The 20,444-nt window shown below is 72.0% G+C and carries 18 protein-coding genes; 9 read left to right on the top strand and 9 right to left on the bottom strand.

Going from position 1 to position 20,444, the window contains the following annotated elements; genetic code table 11:
- The first annotated feature begins 16 nt into the window (after positions 1-16).
- Together WFK95_RS09060 and WFK95_RS09055 are read left to right on the top strand one after the other, a co-directional pair.
- Positions 17-559 (top strand): Uma2 family endonuclease, encoded by a 543-nt coding sequence (locus WFK95_RS09060; RefSeq protein WP_224645769.1) that lies wholly within the window; start codon positions 17-19, stop codon positions 557-559.
- 16 nt (positions 560-575) lie between these two features.
- Positions 576-1,145, top strand: a complete 570-nt coding sequence (locus WFK95_RS09055) for a cysteine hydrolase family protein (protein ID WP_224645768.1) — start codon at positions 576-578, stop codon at positions 1,143-1,145.
- A gap of 2 nt (positions 1,146-1,147) precedes the next feature.
- On the opposite strand, the gene WFK95_RS09050 is transcribed toward WFK95_RS09055, so the two are convergent.
- On the bottom strand, positions 1,148-1,876 hold the full coding sequence (locus tag WFK95_RS09050; protein ID WP_224645767.1) for a LysR family transcriptional regulator substrate-binding protein: 729 nt from the start codon (positions 1,874-1,876) through the stop codon (positions 1,148-1,150).
- 29 nt (positions 1,877-1,905) lie between these two features.
- On the opposite strand from WFK95_RS09050, the gene WFK95_RS09045 reads away from it, so the two are divergent.
- The 3 genes from WFK95_RS09045 (at position 1,906) to WFK95_RS09035 (ending at position 4,640) form a co-directional block, all read left to right on the top strand.
- Positions 1,906-2,298 (top strand): DUF5997 family protein, encoded by a 393-nt coding sequence (locus tag WFK95_RS09045; RefSeq protein WP_224645766.1) that lies wholly within the window; start codon positions 1,906-1,908, stop codon positions 2,296-2,298.
- Between the two features lie 98 nt (positions 2,299-2,396).
- Positions 2,397-4,064 (top strand): sphingomyelin phosphodiesterase, encoded by a 1,668-nt coding sequence (locus tag WFK95_RS09040; protein ID WP_224645765.1) that lies wholly within the window; start codon positions 2,397-2,399, stop codon positions 4,062-4,064.
- A 111-nt stretch (positions 4,065-4,175) separates the two neighbouring features.
- Positions 4,176-4,640: an SRPBCC family protein gene (locus WFK95_RS09035; RefSeq protein WP_224645764.1), complete on the top strand. Its 465-nt coding sequence runs from the start codon at positions 4,176-4,178 to the stop codon at positions 4,638-4,640.
- Here WFK95_RS09035 and WFK95_RS09030 read toward each other — a convergent pair whose 3' ends face one another.
- From WFK95_RS09030 to WFK95_RS09010, 5 genes are all read right to left on the bottom strand, one after another.
- Positions 4,641-7,136: a DEAD/DEAH box helicase gene (locus WFK95_RS09030; protein ID WP_224645763.1), complete on the bottom strand. Its 2,496-nt coding sequence runs from the start codon at positions 7,134-7,136 to the stop codon at positions 4,641-4,643. It lies immediately after the preceding gene.
- Positions 7,137-7,169: 33 nt separating this feature from the next.
- Positions 7,170-8,138, bottom strand: a complete 969-nt coding sequence (locus WFK95_RS09025; protein ID WP_224645762.1) for an alpha/beta fold hydrolase — start codon at positions 8,136-8,138, stop codon at positions 7,170-7,172.
- A gap of 67 nt (positions 8,139-8,205) precedes the next feature.
- Positions 8,206-9,147: an alpha/beta fold hydrolase gene (locus WFK95_RS09020; protein WP_336670482.1), complete on the bottom strand. Its 942-nt coding sequence runs from the start codon at positions 9,145-9,147 to the stop codon at positions 8,206-8,208.
- Positions 9,144-10,079: a proteasome assembly chaperone family protein gene (locus WFK95_RS09015; protein WP_224645760.1), complete on the bottom strand. Its 936-nt coding sequence runs from the start codon at positions 10,077-10,079 to the stop codon at positions 9,144-9,146. Before WFK95_RS09015 ends, WFK95_RS09020 begins: the two co-directional genes overlap by 4 nt.
- A 110-nt stretch (positions 10,080-10,189) precedes the next feature.
- The gene (locus WFK95_RS09010; RefSeq protein ID WP_224645759.1) at positions 10,190-10,615 is read right to left on the bottom strand and encodes a MarR family winged helix-turn-helix transcriptional regulator; all 426 of its coding nucleotides are present in this window, start codon (positions 10,613-10,615) and stop codon (positions 10,190-10,192) included.
- 60 nt (positions 10,616-10,675) lie between these two features.
- Here WFK95_RS09010 and WFK95_RS09005 point away from each other — a divergent pair, with 60 nt between their 5' ends.
- On the top strand, positions 10,676-11,476 hold the full coding sequence (locus tag WFK95_RS09005) for an alpha/beta fold hydrolase (RefSeq protein ID WP_224645758.1): 801 nt from the start codon (positions 10,676-10,678) through the stop codon (positions 11,474-11,476).
- A gap of 10 nt (positions 11,477-11,486) precedes the next feature.
- Here the strand turns inward: WFK95_RS09005 and WFK95_RS09000 are convergent, their stop codons facing one another.
- A complete protein-coding gene (locus tag WFK95_RS09000; protein WP_374201276.1) occupies positions 11,487-13,439 on the bottom strand; it encodes an APC family permease in 1,953 nt (650 codons plus the stop codon).
- A 161-nt stretch (positions 13,440-13,600) separates the two neighbouring features.
- On the opposite strand from WFK95_RS09000, the gene WFK95_RS08995 reads away from it, so the two are divergent.
- Complete coding sequence (locus tag WFK95_RS08995; protein WP_336670481.1) at positions 13,601-14,656, top strand: DUF4192 domain-containing protein; 1,056 nt, start codon at positions 13,601-13,603, stop codon at positions 14,654-14,656.
- A gap of 34 nt (positions 14,657-14,690) precedes the next feature.
- Here WFK95_RS08995 and galE read toward each other — a convergent pair whose 3' ends face one another.
- Positions 14,691-15,677 carry a UDP-glucose 4-epimerase GalE gene (gene galE / locus WFK95_RS08990; RefSeq protein WP_336670480.1) on the bottom strand — a complete coding sequence of 329 codons (987 nt, stop codon included), beginning with the start codon at positions 15,675-15,677 and terminating at the stop codon, positions 14,691-14,693.
- Between the two features lie 3 nt (positions 15,678-15,680).
- Positions 15,681-16,364 (bottom strand): metal-dependent transcriptional regulator, encoded by a 684-nt coding sequence (locus tag WFK95_RS08985; RefSeq protein WP_224645755.1) that lies wholly within the window; start codon positions 16,362-16,364, stop codon positions 15,681-15,683.
- 116 nt (positions 16,365-16,480) lie between these two features.
- On the opposite strand from WFK95_RS08985, the gene WFK95_RS08980 reads away from it, so the two are divergent.
- Positions 16,481-17,710, top strand: a complete 1,230-nt coding sequence (locus WFK95_RS08980; protein WP_336670479.1) for an acetoin utilization protein AcuC — start codon at positions 16,481-16,483, stop codon at positions 17,708-17,710.
- Positions 17,703-20,414 (top strand): bifunctional acetate--CoA ligase family protein/GNAT family N-acetyltransferase, encoded by a 2,712-nt coding sequence (locus WFK95_RS08975; RefSeq protein WP_224645753.1) that lies wholly within the window; start codon positions 17,703-17,705, stop codon positions 20,412-20,414. The genes WFK95_RS08980 and WFK95_RS08975 overlap by 8 nt, the downstream gene beginning before the upstream one ends.
- Positions 20,415-20,444 lie beyond the last annotated feature (30 nt).

The raw sequence follows: 20,444 nt of genomic DNA, 5'->3' as shown, positions 1-20,444 counted from the left end.
GGCGTACGATGGCGCCATGACCGCAGCGACCCGCCCACACCTCCTCTCGCTGGAGGAGTGGGACGCCTTGGGGGAGGACTCGTCGTCGCACGCGGAGCTTCAGGAGGGGGTCCTGATCGTGTCGCCGAAGCCGAGGCCGGAACATCAACGTGCCGGTGGGCGTCTGTTCTCAGCGCTCGATGCCGCGGCGCCCGAGCAGTTCGACGTCTACCCGGAGGTGGACGTGGTGCTCGACGCCCGTACGCCGGCCACGGTGCGCGCCCCTGATGTGGTCGTCGTCCGGACCGGGGTCGCGAGCAGGAGGATCTCCGGCACGGACGTGGTGCTCGTGGTCGAAGTGCTGTCGCCCGGCACCCGCCGGACCGACCTGGTGATGAAGCGCCACGAGTACGCCGAGGCCGGGATCCCGCACTACTGGATCGTCGACCTCGACGGTGCGGACGTCCGGCTCGAAATCCTCACGCTGGTGGACGGCGCGTACGAGTCCGTCGAGGCCACCGGCGCGTTCGAGGCGATGGCACCGTTCGCCGTGCGGGTGGATCTCGACGCGCTGCGCTGAGCGCTAGCCTGGACGCATGGCCGAATCGCGTTCCGTTCTGATCCTCATGGACTACCAGCGAGGCATCGTCGACGGTGCCGAGCGCGCCGGCGCCGCGGCGCTCGCCTCCGCCGCACGTGCCCTGTCGGCGGCGCGCGACCACAGCGTGCCGGTGGTGCACGTGCGCGTCGCCTTCCGGCCCGATTATCCCGAGATCCCGCCGACCAACCGGGCTTTCGCCATGCTCCGCGAGGGCGGCGATTCGATGACCGAGGTCTCCCCGCTCACGGCGATCGTCCCCGAGGTGGCGCCGCTGCCGGGCGAGCCCGTCGTGGTCAAGCGCCGGTTCGGGGCGTTCAGCGGCAGCGATCTCGACGTGGTGCTGCGCGGCCTGCAGGCCGATCACCTGGTGCTCGCAGGCATTTCGACGAGTGGGGTGGTCCTGTCGACGGTCCGCTACGCGGGCGATCTCGACTACGGCCTCACGGTCCTGGCCGACGCCTGCGCCGACCACGATCCCGAGGTGCACCGCGTGCTGGTGCGCAAGGTCTTCCCGCGTCAGGCCGAGGTGCAGGCCGTCGACGAGTGGATCGAATCGCTCGGCTGAGCTCAGCGGCGGGGGCGCTTGCCGGGCTTGGCCTTCGGGGTCGCGGCCTTCTTGCCCGCCGCGGCGCGGGCGGCCTGCTTCGCGAGCGTCTTCTCCCGCGCGGTGCGCTTGGGTGCGGGCTCGGCGCGGCCCCGGGACGAGCCCGCCTTCCGGCCGCGCACCACGCCGATGAATTCCGCGACGGCCTCCGGTTGCTCGCCCGCGAGGACCGCGAGCACGACGGGGGAGGGCGGTGCGTCGATGACCGGCCGGTACGTGAGGTCCTTGCGGTGGTGCAGCCGCGCGAGCGACTGCGGCACGAGGAGCACGCCCAGGCCCGCGGCGACGAGTTCGATCGCGGCCTCGGTGGTCTCCGGTCGGTGCTCGACCGGCGCGCCCGGGGCGCCGTCCCAGTGCAGGGCCTCGTCGTGGGGGAGAAGGGTCGGCTCCCCGTCGAGATCGGCCGCGGCGAGCTCGTCGGCGGCCGCGGCGTGGTGCTCCTTCGGCACCACCGCGACCACCTGCTCCTCGTACAGCGCGATCGTCGCGAGCCCGCTCGTCTCCGCGGGCAGGCGCAGGAGCGCCAGGTCGACGGTGCCGTCCCGGACCGCGTCCGGCGCGTCCGCCGCCGGGAGGGGGACGAGGTCCAGTCGGACGTCCGGATGCCGCTCGCCCCAGATGCGGGCCCATTTGGCGGGCGTGGCGCCGGGGACGTAGCCGAGCCGCAGGCCCGGCGGAAGCGATGAGGTCACGGCATGAGATTACCGATAGGCTGGTCCGCATGAGCAGGCCGAACACGCAGTCCATGAAACCCGCGACCGCGGCGAAGAAGCTGGACGTGTACCTGCCCGCCACGCCGGCGGAGTTCCAGGAGAAGGCGATCACCCGCGACGAGCTGGCCGCGCTGCAGGCCGAGCCGCCGCAGTGGTTGCAGGATCTGCGGAAGAACGGGCCGCACCCGAAGAACCTCGTCGCCGCCCGCTTGGGCGTGTCGATCTCGGGCCTGCAGCGCGCCGGCGTGGGCGAGGCGCTGACCACCGAGGAGATCACAGCCCTCCTCGCGGATCCGCCGCAGTGGTTGATCGACGAGCGCGCCGGCCTCGAAGCGGTGCGCGCCGAGGAGCAGCGGGTCATCGAGGCGCGCGCGGCCCGCAACCGGCCCCGCCGGAAGTAGCCCGCTGCCGCTCGCGCCGCCGCACGAGATCGCCCACCGGATCGGCGCGACGTCCGGTTTAATCTCTCCTTGGTATCGCAAGGACGAAGGCGGGGACGATGGCACGGCGAGGCGGGCTCGGGGCGACGGCGGTCGCGGTGATGGCGTTCGCGGGGATCAGCGCGATGACGGCGGCTCCCGCCGCGGCGGCGACCACGGCGGTGCCGCCCGTGGTGCGGCCCGCGCCCGCGCAGGCACCCGCGCCGGCGGCACCCGTCGAGGTCAAGGTGCAGGCCTGGAACATGTACCAGCTGCCGAACATCCTCAACGCGGTCTCCGGGACCCAGGCCGATTCCGACGCCCGGGTGCGGGCGTCCGTCGACCAGCTCGCCGCGAGCGGCGCCGACGTGCTGCTGCTCAGCGAGGTGAACGGCACCGCCGGCCGCGCGATCCTCGACGGCCTGCGGGAGCAGGGCTACACCTATCAGACGCCGCGCCTCGGCGAGAGCTGCGCCGGGGTGTTCGGTGCCTGCAGCGACGCGCTCTGGTCGGTCAACGGCGGCGTCGCCGTGGTGAGCAAGTACCCCATCGCGCAGTCGGAGCAGTACGTCTACACCAACTACGCCCCGCTCGCCCCCGACATGTTCGCGAACAAGGGCGCGGTGATGGCCCGGATCGAGAAGGACGGCCAGGAGTTCTGGGTCGTCGCAATGCACACCCAGGCCGACGACACGATCAACGACCGCGCTTCGCGCACCCACGACATCCGCATGAAGCAGGCCGCGGAGCTGCGCCGCTTCGTCGACACGTTCGCCGCGGACGGCGCGCCCGTGATCTACGGGGGCGACTTCAACACCGAGTACTTCGCCGGGAAGGGGAGGCCGGACGCCCAGGGACTCACGGAGTTCCAGCAGCTCGTCGCGCGGAGCGGGATCGACCTGTTCGACCCCGGCGCCCTGCCCTTCACCTACGACTCCGTGACCAACACCCTCGTCGCCAAACAGGGCTATACGGGCTACCGCGACACCCTCGACTACGTGGGCACCACCGGCGGCGCGAAGGTCCGCTGGGTGCAGATCCCCGTCGCGGGAGCGGATCCCGTGTCCGACCACGAGCCCGTGATCGGCTACTTCGAGATCACCCGCGCCGACGGCAGCATCGTGCGCACCGGCGTCGACCCGCGCGCGCTCAACCCGAGCGCGGTCGAGCGCGCCGTCTACTTCGTGCAGAACAGCCTCGAGACCGCGGTGCGCATCGTGATCATCGCGGTCGAGGACGCGATCACCCAGGTGCAGAAGGTCGTCGCCGACGTCTTCCGGCCCGCCGGCCCGACAGTGACCGCCGCGCCGGCCGGCACGGCCGGGGTCGCGTCGCCCGGCGACGCATCGGACGGCGCGGCGCGCACCCGGGAGCCGGGGGCGCCCGCGGTGACCTCGTCCGCGTTCGGCGCGGACGAGGCGGCCGGCCCCTCGTCCGGGGCGCGCCCGGTCTCCGTCGAACCCGCGACGACGCCCGTCTCCGCGACGAGCGCACCGGCCGACGCCTCCGGGGGATCGACGACGGAGCCGGCGCCCAGTGGCCCGGCGACGCCCGAGCCGGCGGCTCCCGCATCGCCCACCGATGCGCCGACCGTGGTCGAGGTCTCCGGCACGAGCGCGCCGGAGACCCCGCGGTCGGAGCCGACGCCCACGGCGTCGGCCCCCGCCGTGGAGTCGACCCCCACCGTGGAGTCGGCCGCGGCGCAGGGGACGGACGAGGGCGGCGTCGAGGCCGCGCCCGCACGCTGACCCGCGGCGGATATCCGCGATCCGGCGCCGCCGGAGGCCTTCATGTGTACGCTGTGAACATGGCGTGCGGGCCGACGCGCGCCGTGGAGACACAGCAGAGAGTGAGTCACCATGTCCGAGCGGATGTCCACCACCCGAGTCATCGCCGCGAGCCCCGATCGGGTCTTCGCCGCGCTCGCCGATCCCGCACGCCACCAGGACATCGAGCCCACGGATTGGGTCCGCGCCGCGGTGGACCCCGCCCCGCTCGACCACGTCGGGCAGATGTTCTCCGTGAACATGTACCTCGAGCAGGCGGGCGGCGACTACGTGATGGAGAACAAGGTCACCGACTTCGAGCGGGACCGCGTCATCGGGTGGTTGCCCGGAACGAGTCGAGAGGGTGCCTGGGAGGCCGGCGGTTGGTGGTGGCGGTACGACCTCGCACCGTCGGACGACGGCACGCAGGTCACGCTGACCTACGACTGGACCGACACCCCGCAGTCCTTCCGGGACTTCGTCGGTTCCATGCCGCCGTTCCCGCCGGAGTACCTCGACCAGTCGCTCGCCGGCCTCGACGCCGTCGTCCGGGGCTAGTCAGCCCGAGACGACCTCCACGTCCACGAGCACGACGTCGCCGCGCTCGTCGGACGCGGGGAGGTCGACGACGGCCGTGATGGCCCAGCCGTGGTCGCCGTCGGGATCGGCGATCGTCTGCCGCACCTTCCAGGCCCGCGGCATCGACGTATCGAGCGAGAACAGCTGCGGGCCACGGGCGTCCGGTCCGGTCTCGATGTCGTCGTAGTCCTCGTAGTAGTCGTCGAAGGCCGCGTACCAGTCGACGCCGGGGTCCATCGCGTCGAGCAGGTCGTACTCCTCCTCGGCGACGAGCTGCACGCGCCGGAACATCGTGTTGCGCACCATGACTGCGAACGCCCGCTCGTCGGAGGTCAGCGACGTGGAGCGCCCGATCTCCGGGGCGGAGGCGTGCGCCTTCACCGGGTCCGGGGAGGTCATCTCCTCCCACTCGTCGACGAGCGAGCTGTCCACGTACCGCACCAGCGCGCCCAGCCAGGCGATGTAGTCGTCGAGTTCCGGCGTGCGCACCGCCTCGGGAACGGTGTGCCGCAGCGTCCGGAAGGCGTCCGACAGGTACCGCAGGACCGCGCCCTCCGAGCGGCCCAGCTGGTACTTCGAGACCAGGTCGTTGAAGGTCATCGCGCGCTCGATCATCTCCCGCACCACGGACTTCGGCGAGAGCTCGAACTGCGTCACCCAGGCGTGCCCCGCGGCGTAGGTCGCGAACGCGGGGACGAGCAGCTCCTCCAGCGGCTTCGGGTACGTGACGTCCTCGAGCAGCGCCATCCGCTCGTCGTAGTCGATCCCGTCCGCCTTCATCTCCGCCACCGCGGCGCCGCGCGCTGCGTTCTGCTGCGCCCGCAGCACGGGCCGCGGGTCGTCGAGAACGGACTCGATCACGGAGATCACGTCGAGGGCGTACTCCGGGGACTCGGCGTCGAGCAGCTCCAGCGCCGCGAGCGCGAAGGGCGCGAGAGGCTGGTTCAGGGCGAAATCGGGCTGCAGGTCGACGGTGAGCCGCACGTGCCGGCCGTCCTCGTCGGGCTCGGCGAGCCGCTCGACGACGCCGCCCGATTCGAGGCCGCGGAACAGCGTGATCGCGGTTCTGATGTGCCGTAGCTGGTTCCGGCGCGACTCGTGATTCTGCTCCAGGAGGTGACGCATCGACTCGAAGCAGTTCTGCGGCCGGGCGATCACGTTGAGCAGCATCGAGTTGGTCACCGAGAAACGCGAGACCAGCGGTTCCGGATCCGCCGCGACGAGCTTCTCGAAGGTGGCCTTCCCCCAGGAGACGAAGCCCTCGGGCGGTTTCTTGCGCTGGACGCGCTTGAGCTTCGCGGGATCCCCGCCCGCCTTCGCCTCCCGGCGCGCGTTCTCGATCTCGTGCTCGGGCGCGGCCACCACGACGGTGCCCATCGTGTCGAACCCCGCGCGCCCGGCGCGGCCCGCGATCTGGTGGAACTCGCGGGCCCGGAGGTGGCGCGTGCGGTTCCCGTCGAACTTGGTCAGGCCCGTGAGGTAGACGGTGCGGATCGGCACGTTGATGCCGACGCCGAGCGTGTCGGTGCCGCAGATGACCTTGAGCAGGCCCTCCTGCGCGAGCTTCTCCACGAGCCGTCGGTAGCGGGGGAGCATGCCGGCGTGGTGCACGCCGACACCGGAGCGGATCAGGCGCGAGAGGGTCTTGCCGAAGCCAGTGGTGAACTGGAAGTCGCCGATCGCCGCAGCGATCGCCGCCTTCTCCTCCTTGCTCGCCAGCGGGAGCGACATGAGCGCCTGGGCGCGCTCCGCCGCGGACTGCTGGGTGAAGTGGACGACGTACACGGGCGCCTGGTGCGTGGTGACCAACTCGACGATCTGGTCCTGGATCGCCATGGTGGAGTAGGCGAAGTGGAGCGGCACCGGGCGCTCCGCCCCGGCGACGAGGACCGTCTCCCGTCCCGTGCGGCGGGTGAGGTCCTCCTCGAAGAAGGAGGTGTCGCCGAGCGTGGCGGACATGAGCACGAACTGCGCGTGCGGCAGCTCGATCAGCGGCACCTGCCAGGCCCACCCGCGGTCGGGCTCGGAGTAGTAGTGGAACTCGTCCATCACCACCTGGGCGATGTCCGAGTCCGCGCCCTCGCGCAGCGCGAAGTTCGCGACGATCTCCGCCGTGGCGCACACGATCGGGGCGTCGGCGTTCACCGCGGCGTCGCCCGTCACCATGCCCACGTTCTCCGTGCCGAAGACCTCGCAGAGCGCGAAGAACTTCTCACTGACCAGGGCCTTGATCGGGGCGGTGTAGTAGGTGCGGCGGCCCTGCGCGAGCGCCGCGAACTGGGCGCCCATCGCCACCAGGGATTTGCCGGAGCCGGTGGGCGTCGCCACGATCACGTTGGCGCCCGAGCACGCCGCGATCAGGGCCTCCTCCTGGGCGGGGTAGAGCGTGATGCCGCGATCCTCGGTCCACTCCAGGAAGGCCTCGAAGACCGCGTCGGCCGTCGGGTCGGACGGCAGCAGGTCGGTGAGGTTCACTCATCTCACTCTACGGGCCGCGATCGTGGCCGCTCAGCCCAGCTCCTGGGCCGGCGCGGCGACGGTGACGCCGGCGGCGGACCGCAGCCCGTCGCGCAGGTGGGTCCGCGCCAGCCGCGCCGGCGAGGTGGTCGTCAGGAAGTCCGTGAGGAGCGTCAGGAACCGGTCGGGCGCCTCCGTCATCGGGAAGTGGCCGACACCGTCGAACACCTCCACGCGCGCCGACGGCAGCGCCGCCCGGAGCACCTCGGCGTGCGATGCCGGGATGATGGAATCGTCGGAGCCCCACGCCACGAGCGTGGGGACCTCGGCCGTGAGGTAGCAGCGGTCCAGCATGGTGACCACCTGGCCGCGCAGGTCGACCACGGAGCGCAGCGTCCGCGCGAAGGCGTGCGGGGAGGCGGTGTTCGGCATCCGGTCGAGCGCGCGGCGCAGTTGCACCGCGTCGGGGCGCACGGGGCTGGGCACGGCGGCTGCGGCGAGCAGCGCGGTGGCGAGGACCTGCTTCGCGCCCGGCAGCGCCGTGAGCGCGACGAGCTGCTCGGCGAAGGGGAGCGAGAGGAGCCGCAGCAGCGGCGAGACGTCGTGGTCCACCCCGCCCGGCGCCACGAAGGCGATGCGCTCCACCATCTCCGGATACTGGTAGGCGAACTGCCCCGCGACCCCGCCGCCCAGCGAGTGCCCGACGACCGAGACGCGCTCGATGCCGAGGTAGCAGAGCAGGTCGCGCATGCCGTTCGCGAACGCCGCGACCGAGTAGTCGGCGCGCGGCCGGTCGGAGAGGCCGTGGCCCAACAGGTCCGGGGCGATCACGGTGAACCGGTCGGTGAGCGGCGCCAGGACGGAATCCCAGACCAGGGAGTTGTCGCCGATGCCGTGCAGCAGCAGCACGGCCGGGCCGGTGCCTCCGATGCGGTAGGCGCGACGGTGCCCGTGGATCGTCGCGAAGCACAGGTCGGGCACGTACGGACGGGCCCGGAAGGGCAGGACCTCGGAACTCATCGCGGCTCCTCACGACTGACTGCTCGTCAGTGTGGGCGGGCCGGATTACGGGCGGCGCCCCGTCCGGTTACGCGGGCGTTTCGGCCGCGGTGTCGACGTCGGCGTCGAGATCCGCGTCGCGCCGCAGGGCGTCCTGCAGGTCGGCCGTCGTCAGCCGCGCGGGATCGGTGTCGTCGATGAACCCGGTCAGCACCGCGAGGAAGCGCTCCGGGTCGCTCCGGAACGGGAAGTGGCCCGCACCGTCGAACACCTCAAGGCGGGACGACGGGAGCGAGGCGTGCAACAGGTGCGCGTGCTCGACGGGGATGATCGGGTCGTCCGAGCCCCACACCACGAGCACGGGCACGGACTCGGCGACGTACGTGCGGTCGAGCATCGTCACCACCTGGCCGAACGGGTCGACCACGGCGCGCAGGGTGCGGGCGAAGGCGCGCGGCGTCCCCGCGTGCGGCAGGCCCGCGAGTACGCGGGCGCACTCGGCGTTGTCGACGAACAGCTTGAGCGGCACCCGGCCCAGCAGACCGAGCGCGGCGCTCGCGACGGGCAGCACGCCCGGAAGAGCGAGCGAGCGGATCGCGACCTCCGACATCGGGAGGGAGACCGCCTTGAGCACGGGGGAGACGGAGCGGGTGACGCCGCCGGTGTTGACGAAGACGAGCCGCTCGACCATCTGCGGGTACTGGTAGGTGAACTGGCCGGCGATGCCGCCGCCCAGCGAGTGTCCGACCAGCGTCGCGCGTTCGATGCCGAGGTAGAGCAGCAGGTCGCGCATGGCGTTGGTGAACGCGGGCAGCGAGTAGTCGGCGCGCGGGCGGCCGGAGAGTCCGTGCCCGAGCAGGTCGGGCACGATCACCGTGTACCGCTCGGCGAGGCGCTCGAGGATCGGCTCGAACGTCGACGAGTTGTCGGCCATCCCGTGGATGAGCAGCAGAGCGGGTCCGCTGCCGCCGATCCGGTAGGCCCGGTGGTGGCCGTGGATCAGCGCGACGCGCTGACGCACCTGTGTCACGACGCGGTGCCGTTCTCGCCCTCGTCGCCGGCCTGCTCCGCGAGGAAGGCCTCGAATTCGCTGGCCAGATCGTCGCCGGTGGGGATGGCCTCGCCGTCGGCGATGAGCAGCTCGCGGGGCTGCTGCGCGGCCTCGTCGTACTGCTGCTCCAGCGCCTCGACCACCGAGGAGATCTCCGAGCTGGACGAGACCTGGGCGTCGATCTGCTCGCGCAGTTCGGCGGACTCGACCGCGAGATCGCCCTCGGGGAGCTGCAGGCCGACGGAGCTGCCCAGCGCGCCGAGCATGCCGAGGACGGCCTCGGGGTAGTCGTTCTGCGCGAGGTAGTGGGGCACGTGCACCGACAGGCCGAGCGTGTCGTAGCCCTTGTCGGCCATGCGCAGCTCCAGCATGCCCGCGGCGCTGCCGGGCAGGCGCATGGTGCCGCCGTCCCACGACCGCAGCTCGCTGCGCAGGTCCGGGTTGTTGCCGTGCGCGGTGACCGGCACGGGCCGGGTGTGCGGCACCGCCATCGGGATGGCGTGCAGGCCCACGACCGTGCGCACGCCGAACCGCTCGGCGAGGCCGGCGACCGCGCTGACGAAGCCGTTCCAGCGCAGGTCCGGCTCCGCGCCGGCGAGCAGCAGGAAGGGCTTGCCTGCGGAATCGCGCACCGCGTAGAGGTTGAGCTCGGGCTCGTCGACGCCGGTGAAGCCGTCCTCGAAGGTCATCGAGGGGCGGCGGGAACGGTAGTCGATCAGCTCGTCGACGTCGAAGGACGCGACGAGCTCGGTGGTGAGGTTGTCCTTGAGGTGCTGCCGCAGGAGCCGCAGCGCGTGTCCGGCGTCGGCGTAGCCGTCGAGCGCGTGCACCAGCACGGGGCCGTTGCCGTCGGTGTCCGAGACCGACGGGCCGGGGAACTCCAGCTCGTACATGTGGGACTGCTCGTCCATGGGCTACCTCCAACCGCAGTGCTCCCCGCGCGAGCGGGAGAGCTACCAGTTTTCCACGTGGGACAACCTCGCGCGCACTGTGTCGATTCCCGCGCGCCGCGTGTTTCCGCTCACGGCGTAACGGCGGACGCGAGGAAACGCCTCACGACCTCTGCTTCTGCGGGCGTGAGCGCGGCCGCCGCGACTCGGATCGGGCCGATCAGATCACCGAAGAAGTCCTCGCCGAGGCGCCGCGCGCCCGGGGTGACGAGCAACCGGACCCGGCGGCGATCGTCGGGGTCGGGGCCGCGCTCGACCAGGCCGGCGGCCGTGAGGCGGTCGACGAGGGCGGTGCACGCCGCGGAGCTCAGCCGCAACGCCGCCGCGAGCGCACCGGGGGTGGCGGGCGCGTCCGCCCGCTCCAGGTCGAGCAACGCGATCAGTGCCCGTACGTCGGTGTCGCCGAGCGCGTGCCGCGCGCCGAAGGCAGCGATCTCGCGCTCCCACCGCAGCGCCGCCGCGCGCAGGGCGTGCACGAGGTGCTCGTTGTCGCTCACGCGGTGACGATATCAGGTATCTTGACGGTCAAATATCTCGATGATCGAGAGGAATGCTTCGTGGACCGGTTCGAAGACGCCTACGACGCCGTGGTCGAGCAGTGGGGCGTCCCCGTCCGGCGGCTCGTCGTCGACGGTGACCTCGCCCGCACGCGGGTGCTCGTCGCGGGTGACGACGACGCGCCGCCGCTGCTGTGCCTGCCGGGCGGCGGTGGTACCGCGGCGGTGTGGTTCGCGCAGGCCGAGGACCTCGCGCAGCGGTTCCGGGTGATCGCGCCCGACCTGCCGGGCGACGCTGGCGGGACCGAACGGCGTGCCTTCCACTCCCGCGCGGATTGGCCGGCGTGGGTCGGGGAGGTCCTCGACGGCGTCGGTGCGCCGTCCGCCGCGGTGCTCGCCCACTCCTACGGCGCGCAGATCGCGGTCGCTCATGCTCTCGCGCGTCCCGAGCGGGTGCGCACGATGACCCTGCTCGACCCGACCGATGTCTTCGCCCGCATGCGGCCGAGCGTCCTGATCCGGGCGCTACCGGCGCTCGTGGCCCCGTCGAGCACGCGGCAACGCGCTCTCGCACTCTGGGAGACACGAGGACACTGGCCGCCGACCGTCGAGTCGGGTCGCCTCGCCGCGGCGGTCGCGGATGGTCCCCGTCCGACGTACTGGCCGCCGCGCAGGCCGTCCGCGGCGGCGCTCGAAGCGCTGGAAGCCGTCCCGGGCGGCGTCACCGTCGTCGTCGCGCTGCGCAGTCGGTACCACGACGGCGCGGCCCTGGCGCGCACCGTCGAACAGCGGTACCCGTGGATGCGGGTCGAGACGCTGCCCGTTTCCCACCACGAGCTGCCCTTCGCCTACCGGCCGTGAGCGCGCGGCGTCAGGAGACGTGGACGGTGGGGCGGCGCTTGGAGTCGTGCTCGGCCTGGCGCAGCACCTCGTGGCACACGGCCGCGACCTCGCCCGAGCCCTCCACCAGGTACTTGCCCATGTTGAGCACGGGGTTCATCTCCGACCACTGGAAGTAGACCTCGGGCACCACGCCGGTCTCGTCGCGGATGTACAGCAGGACCGCGGCGATCGTGTTGGCGATGCTGCCCGAGCGCACCTTGAGCAGGCGGTAGCCGAACTTCTCGATGCCCCGGACCTCCAGGTCCTCCTCGAAGTCCGACGAGTCGCGCGGCCACACCTCGAGCAGGATCACCCGCGAGCGGCCGGGGATGTGCCCGAACTTGCGCTCCGCGCGGACCTTGTCCCGGTACTCCTTCTTGGTGTCCACGTCGGGCTCGTGCGAGACGATCCGGATCGCGTGCTGCGCGGCGGCGTCGTCGCGGATGAACTCGAGGGCCTTCTCGTCGAACGTGATCGACGAGGCGCGCAGCTCGAACGAGCGGCGCACGCGCGAGCCGATCGACACCACGGCGATGGCCAGGATGAACAGCGCGGCGATCCGCACGCCGTCGGGCCGCTCGATGATGTTGTCGATCGTGGTGTAGACGAAGACCGCGGAGATCAGGCCGAAGCCCCAGGTGGCCCCCGTCTGGCGCTTGCGGCGCGCAGAGATGGTCACGGCGATCGCGGCCGAGGTCATGAGCACGAGGACGCCGGTCGCGTAGGCGCCGCCCTGCGCGTTCACGTCCGCCTCGAAGATCAGCACGATCGCGAGGGCGATCACGGTGAGCACCACGACCAGCGGCCGCACGGCCGAGGCCCAGCGCGGGGCCATGCCGTAGCGCGGCAGGTACCGGGGCACCAGGTTGAGCATGCCGGCCATGGCGGACGCCCCGGCGAACCAGAGGATCGCGACCGTCGAGACGTCGTAGACGGTGCCGAAGCCGTTCCCGAGGTACTCGTGCGCGAGCCACGCCAGCGCGCGGCCGTTGGCGTCGCCGTTCGGGCCGAACTCCTCCGCGGGGATCAGCACGGTGGTCGCGAAGCTCGACGTGGCGAGCAGGACGCTCATGATCACGGCCGCCGTGGTCAGGAGCCGCCCGGTGTCCCGGATGCGCTTGGCGGGGTACTCGGGCGGATCGTTCGGGTCGCCCTTGATCTGCGGCATCACCGCGACGCCGGTCTCGAAACCGGAGAGGCCCAGCGCCAGCTTCGGGAAGACGATGAGCGCGACCGCGATCACCATGAGCGGATTCGAGTGCTCGGCCCACAACAGGTCCTGCCAGTCCAGCACCTTCTGCGGCCGCTCGGCGACGTGGAACAGCGAGACGCCGATGACGACCACGTTGAGCGACAGGTAGACCGTCACCAGGACGACGGCGGTGCCGATCGCCTCGCGGAAGCCCTTGAGGAAGATCACGCCCAGGGCCAGGACCAGCCCCAGGGTGATGGGGATGTTTGCGCCGTGGAGGAACGTGGGGACGAGCGGGTTCTCGACGATGTGCTCGGCGGCGTCGGACGACGACAGGGTGATGGTGATGATGAAGTCGGTGGCCGCGAATCCGAGCAGGACCAGCACGAACAGCTTGCCGCCCCACCAGGGGAGGAGCCGCTCGAACATCGCCAGCGAGCCGGAGCCGTTGAAGCTCTCCCGCGATACCCGCTTGTAGACCGGGAGAGCGCCGAACAGCGTGAGCGCGATCAGCACGAGGGTGGCGATGGGGGAGATGACGCCGGCCGCGATGAACGCGATCGCGGGCTGGTAGCCGAGGGTCGAGAAGTAGTCGACGCCGGTCAGGCACATGACCTTCCACCACGGCTGCGGGTGCTCCGCGTCCTTCGCGTGGGGTCCGACGTGGGTGCCGGCCCGCTCAGACATGCCGCTGAGGAACCAGTCGCGCGTGCGGTCCGAGAACCGCGGTAAGCCGATCACGCGGTTCACAGTAGCGCTCGCCGGTGCCGCACGTCGGGCGCCCGTCCGCGGGTGTCCGGTACGGGCGATCCTGTGGACAACGCCCAGCGTGGAGAACGTTTCGTAACCAAAGTGGGGATGGACGGGGCGCAGCGGCGATCGTCGTCCGTCGCCTCCACGAGCATTCGAGCATGACGAAACATCACGCGGACCCGGCCATGAAGATCGACTCCCTCGGCGACCTGGTCGCCGCCGTCCCGGCTCTCCTGGGCTTCTATCCGACCCGATCGGTGGTGCTGCTCGCGCACGACGAGGTGACCGGCCGGATCGGGGCCACCGCTCGGACCGACCTCGAGGTGACCGCGTCCGGCGGTCTTCGGAAGGACTGCCGGACCCACATCGCCGAGGCGGTGGGGTTGCTGCGGCGCCAGGGCGCGGACCGGCTGTTCTGCGTCGCGGTCGACGACCGCCCGCGCGAGCGGGTCACCCCGGCGCTGCTCCGGCTGCTCGAGGACGCCGCCCGGTCCCGGGACGCGGTCGATCCCGACCTCGAGATCATCGACCTGGTCCTGCTCGACCGGATGGAGGCCGGTGAGCGATGGGTGTGCCGGCACGGCGAGAGTGGCGCTCTCCCGGATCCGGCGTCGTCGCCCCTCATGGTCGTGGCCGTCGTGGAGGGGCGCACCATCCACCGGTCCCGCACGGAGCTGACGGACCAGCTCGCGGAGGAGGGCCCGGGGATCGGCGCGGACCGCTGCCGCGACGCCGCGGACTACGAGGCGGACGGCGATCCGTGCGAGCTGTTGGCCGCCGTCGTCGGGGCCGTCACCGCGCAGCGCTCAGCGGACCTCTCGGACGCCGACGTCGCGCTGCTCGGGGGAGCGCTGCTCGAGGTGAAGGTGCGCGATGCGGCGATGGCGTTGGCCCTCACCGTGATGGCGGACGAGGCCCGGCTGCTGTTCGCCGAGCTGGCGCGGCGCCTGCGGGGCACGCCGCGTGCGGCGGCGGCGACGCTGGTGGCCGCCGGGAGTTACCTGCGCGGGGACGGTCCGCTCACCGGCATCGCCCTCGACGCGGCGCTGACCGCCGACGGTCGCTACCGGGGCGCGCACCTCCTGGCGCACGCGCTGGCCGCGGGGATGCATCCGCGGGAGCTGTGCATCACCGCCGAGATCGGCGTGGACGTGGCCCGCCGCCTCGGCGTGGACCTCCCGCCCCGGGACCTCGGGTTCCCCCTCGCCGGGTGACGACCTGCGAGGGGGATCGGAGTGGGGTACGGGGTCAGGCGCGGCGGGCGGCGTGCGCGCGGTCGCCCAGCTCCTGGGTGTACGCCCAGGCGTCGGCGACGATGTCGCGCAGGTCCGTCTTCTCGGGCCGCCAGCCGAGCACCTCGATCGCCCGGCGGGACGACGCGACCAGCACGGCGGGGTCGCCGGCGCGGCGCTCGGCAGCGGTCTCGGGGATCTCGCGCCCCGTCACCTCGCGGCACGTGTCGATCACCTGACGCACCGAGAAGCCCTCACCGGAGCCGAGATTGAAGATCTCGTGCGTGCGCGGACGCGCGTGGTCCAGGGCCAGCAGGTGCGCCTCGGCCAGGTCCTTGACGTGGACGTAGTCCCGGACCGCGGTGCCGTCGTCGGTGGGGTAGTCGGCGCCGAAGACCGCGATGTCGCCGCGCTGTCCGAGGGCCGTCTGCAACACGAGGGGGATCAGGTGCGTCTCGACCTCACGGTTCTCCCCGAAGCCCCCGTAGCTGCCCGCCACGTTGAAGTACCGCAGCGAGACCGCGGCCAGGCCGTAGGCGGTGGCGTACGAGGAGATCGCCGCGTCGATCGCGAGCTTGGTCGCGCCGTAGGTGTTGGTGGGCGCGGTGCGCGCGTCCTCCGTGATCGGGACGGACTCCGGCTCGCCGTAGGCCGCCGCGGTCGACGAGAAGACCAGGCGCGGGACGCCGGCCGCCAGCATCGCGTCGAGCAGCGTCAGCGTGGTGACGACGTTGCCCTGCCAGTAGTTGTGCGGATGCGACACCGACTCGCCCACCAGCGATTTGGCCGCGAAGTGCAGGACGCCGTCGAAGTCGCCGTCGGCGAGCAGGGGGCGCGCGGCCTGCGCGACGTCGCCCTCCACGAACGTGGCACCCGCGGGCACCGCCTCGCGATTGCCGGTGCTCAGGTCGTCGAGCACGGTCACCTCGTGACCTCGCTCGAGCAGCACCTGCGTGCACACGCTGCCGACGTAGCCGGCGCCGCCCGTCACCACCAGGCGCATCGGCTACACCGCCTCGACGAAGACGGCATGGGCCATCTCGTCGGGGAGCTCGAAGTCCTCGTGCCCGGCGACCGAGATGACCACGGCGCCGCGCTGGACGGTGACCGACACGCGCGCGTCCGGGACGACGCCGGCCTCGCGGAACCGGCCGATCAGGTCGGTGTCCGCCTGGACGTGCTCGGCCAGCCGCTTGATGACCACGGCCGTCGGACCGCCCTGCGGCAGGTCGGTGAGGCGGGCGGGGCGCGCCGGCTCGCCGGTGATCGCCACCCCGAGCTCGCCGAGCCCCGGGATGGGGTTGCCGTACGGGGAGGTGGTGGGGTTGCCCAGCACCTCCAGCAGGCGCCGCTCCACGTCCTCGCTCATCACGTGCTCCCAGCGGCACGCCTCGGCGTGCACGTTCTCCCACTGCAGCCCGATCACGTCCACCAGGAGCCGCTCGGCCAGCCGGTGCTTGCGCATCACGGCGATGGCCAACTGGCGGCCCTTCTCGCTGAGCTCGAGGTGCCGGTCACCGGCGACCCGGACCAGCCCGTCGCGCTCCATGCGCTGCACCGTCTGCGAGACGGTGGGACCACTCTGCTCGAGACGCTCCGCGATCCGCGCCCGGAGGGGCACCACGCCCTCCTCCTCGAGCTCGTAGATGGTCCGCAGGTACATCTCGGTGGTGTCCACCAGATCGTTCACGTATCCAGCTCCTTCTCGTCACTGTCGAGCTTAACCGAGACGGGCTACCGTCCCCCGTACTTAAGGTTACCTAACTTCGAAGCGGCGCAGGTGTGCAACGACTAGGGTCGTGACACATGGCACGGTTCCCCGACTCCCAGGTGGTCTGGGACCCCTCGGTTCTCGACTACCGGTTCTCCCACTCCCATCCGATGGACCCGGTCCGGCTGCGCCTGACGATGGAGCTCTCGCGGATGCTCGGGGTCCTCGACGGGGTCGAGGTGGTGGCGCCGGCGGACTTCGACCCGCTGGAGCTCGGCCGCGCCCATACCGACGACTACCTGGCGGCGGTGCGCGTCGCGGGCTCGGGCCGCTCGCGGATCGATCTCACCGGATACGGCCTCGGCAACGACGACAACCCGATCTTCCTGCGCATGCACGAGGCGGCCGCGAGCCTGGTCGGCTCCACCCTCACCGGCGCGAAGGCGATCGCCGCCGGCCACACCACCCGCGCCGTCAACATCGCGGGCGGGATGCACCACGCCATGCGCTCGCACGCCTCGGGTTTCTGCGTTTACAACGACGCGGCCATCGCCATCTCCTGGCTGCTCGACAACGGCTTCGACCGGATCGCCTACATCGACGTCGACGCCCACCACGGCGACGGAGTGCAGGCCCAGTTCTGGAACGACCCGCGGGTGCTCACCGTCTCCCTGCACGAGGACCCCCAGCACCTGTGGCCCAACACCGGCTACCCGACGGAGCTCGGCGGCCCGGAGGCGCGTGGCACGGCCGTCAACATCCCGGTGCCCGCGTTCTGCCCCGACGGGCTGTGGCTGCGCGCCTTCCACGCCGTGGTCCCGTCGATCGTCCGCGAGTTCCGGCCCCAGCTCATCGTGAGCCAGTGCGGCTGCGACTCCCACGCGACGGACCCGCTGACCGACCTCTCGCTCACCGTCGACGGGCAGCGCGCCGCGATCCTGGCCATGCGCGACCTCGCCGACGAGGTGTGCGACGGCCGGTGGCTCGCCATCGGCGGCGGCGGGTATCAGCTCGTGCACGTGGTGCCCCGCGCCTGGACCCACCTGATCGGCGCCGTCGTCGGCGTCGACATCGACCCGGCCACACCGATTCCCGAGGAGTGGAAGGAGCTGGCCGCGAGCCTCCCCACCGACCAGGTCGGTGCCGTGAGCGGCCTGCCGGACACGATGGGCGAGGGCGGCGGCACCGCGTTCACCCCCTGGGAGCCCTCCTCCTACGACCCCACCGCCGCCCCGCTGGAGGCCGCCGCCGACCGCTTCATCGCCCGCGCCCGATCCGCGGTTTTTCCTCTCCACGGACTGGATCCGGAGGACCCTCGTGACTGACGACATCCCCCTGCACCCCTCGGGGCCCGCCACCGACCCGTTCCCGGCGCCGAGCCCGCAGGCACCGTCGGGACCGTACGAGTTCCCCGCCCACTGGGTCGCCGACGTGCTGGCCTCCGACGGCGGCGTCGTCCACCTGCGGCCCGTCGTGCCCGACGACGCCGACGACATGGTCGCCTTCCACGCCGGACTCTCCGAGCGCACCCGCTACCTCCGCTACTTCGGGCCCTACCCGGTCATGCCGCCCCGCGACGTCGCGCGGATGACCACCGTCGACCACGAGCAGCGCGTCTGCCTGCTGGCGATCCTCGGCGGCAAGATCATCGCCGTCGGCCTCTACGAGGGCCTCGCCGACTCCGGCAAGCCGACGTCGGCGGAGGTCGCCTTCGTCGTCGCCGACGAGCACCAGGGCCGCGGTCTCGGCCCGATCCTGCTCGAGCACCTCGCCGGCGCCGCCGCCGAGAACGGCTTCCACCGCTTCGAGGCGGAGGTTCTCGCCGAGAACCGGTACATGGTCAACGTCTTCAAGGCCGCCGGATACGAGCTGAGGCGCAGCTTCGACGGCAGCGTGGTGCACGTGGAGTTCGGCATCGACCCCACGGAGGCCCTGGTCGCCGTGCGCAACGCCCGCGAGCTCGCCTCGGAGGCGCGCAGCGTGAGCAACGCACTGCGGCCGGAGTCGATCGCCGTGATCGGTGCGTCGGCCACCCCGGGCAAGGTCGGCCACGCGGTGCTGCGCAACATCATCGCGGGCGACTTCGCCGGCCCGGTGTACCCGGTGCACCCGGAACGCCGTTCGGTCGCGGGCATCCGCGCCTACGAGTCGGTGCGCGACATCCCCGATCAGGTGGACCTCGCCGTGGTCGCCGTGCCCGCCGACAACATGGACCAGGTGCTCGACGACTGCCTCGCTAAGGAGGTCCGCACGCTCCTCGTCGTCTCGTCCGGCTTCTCCGACGCCGGTGGACGCGGCAAGGAGTCGGAGCGCCGGCTCCTCAAAGCCGTGCGCTCGCACGGGATGCGGCTGATCGGCCCCAACGCGCTCGGCGTCATCAACACCGACCGCGCGGTGCGGATCAACGCGACGCTCGCCCCCGTCGTCCCCGGGCGCGGCAACGTGGGCTTCTTCTGCCAGTCCGGCGCCCTCGGCATCGCCATCCTCGACACCGCCGCGAAACGTGGTGTGGGCCTGACGACCTTCGTCTCCGCCGGCAACCGCGCCGACGTCTCGGGCAACGACGTGCTCCAGTACTGGGACACCGACGACGCCACCGAAGTGGTGCTGCTCTACCTCGAGAGCTTCGGTAACCCGCGCAAGTTCGGCAGGATCGCCCAGCGGCTGTCCCGGCAGAAGCCGATCGTCGCCGTGCACCGCGGCGGGATCGACGCCGACCGCCGCCGACGCGGATCGGAGGCGCTGTTCGAGAACTCCGGTGTCGTCCAGGTCGATTCGATCCCGGAGCTGTTCGACTGCGCGACCTTCTTCAGCTACCAGCCGCTGCCCGTCGGCCCCCGCGTCGCCGTCATCGGCAACTCGACGGCCCTCGGGATCCTCGCGACGCACACCGGGATCCGCGCGGGGCTCGACGTCGCGCAGCCCGTGGATCTCGGCGCCGCAGCGACCCCCGAGGAGTTCGGCGCCGCGATCGACGCCGCGCTGGCCGACGACGCGGTGCACGCCATCATCGCCGTCTTCGTGCCGCCGGTGGAGGCGCCACCCGAGGCGCACGCCGCGGTCCTGCTCGAGGCCTCCCGCAAGCAGATCAAGCCGATCGTCTCGACCTTCCTCGCCTTCGACGGCGTCACCGAACTGCTCGCCGTCACCGACGAGGACGGCGTCCGGGTCCGGGGGTCGGTCCCGTCGTACCCCGAGCCCGAGCGTGCGGCCCGGGTCCTCGCCCACGGCTGGCGGTACGCGCAGTGGCGCGCCCGCCCCGTCTCCGACACCGCGCGGCCCGATCGCACCGACGTCGAGACCGCGAGGACTCGCGTCCGGGAGTGGCTGCCCAGCGCCGACTCCGACACCGGCGCCGTCACCCTGAGCTTCGATCAGAGCGCGGAGCTGCTGGGGCTCTACGGGATCGGCGTCGTGGCTTTCGACGTCGCGTCCACGCCGGAGGACGCGGCCGCGGCCGCGGACAGGCTGGGGTACCCCGTCGCGGTCAAAGCGATGGGGGAGCGCTGGCGCCTGCGCGCCGACCTCGCTGCGGTCCGCCTCGATCTCGCGAGCCCGCAGGCCGTGGCGGCCGCCTTCGCCGAGCTCGCGGAGGCGACGGGGGAGTCGACGCTGCACGTGCAGCGGATGGCGCCCAAGGGCATCGGCTGCGCCGTCGGCTACGAGAACGACCCGCGGATCGGTCCGCTGCTGTCCTTCGGCCTCAGCGGCGCCGTGCCGGAGCTGTTGGGGGACCGCGCCTACCGGCTGCTGCCGCTCACCAACGCCGCGGCCGCCGATCTGGTCACGGCCACACGTTCGGCCCCGCTGCTCGACGGCTTCGCCGGCGAATCAGGCGTGGACCGCGCGGCGCTCACCGACGTGGTGACCCGCATCGCGGCCCTCGCCTACGAGGTGCCCGAGATCGCCTCGATCGACTGCCAGCCGATCCTCGCCACGACCGACGGCGCCTCGGTGCTGTCCGTGGTGATCCGCATCGGCCACGCCAGCGACGTCCTCGCCCAACAAGCGGAACCGCGCCGGCTGTGACAGCCGACGCGGTTCCTTCGAGGGTGGTTC

The sequence above is a fragment of the Tsukamurella sp. USMM236 genome (assembly GCF_037148755.1).
Classification (GTDB): domain Bacteria; phylum Actinomycetota; class Actinomycetes; order Mycobacteriales; family Mycobacteriaceae; genus Tsukamurella.
This window is presented reverse-complemented; position numbering and strand designations above follow the sequence as displayed.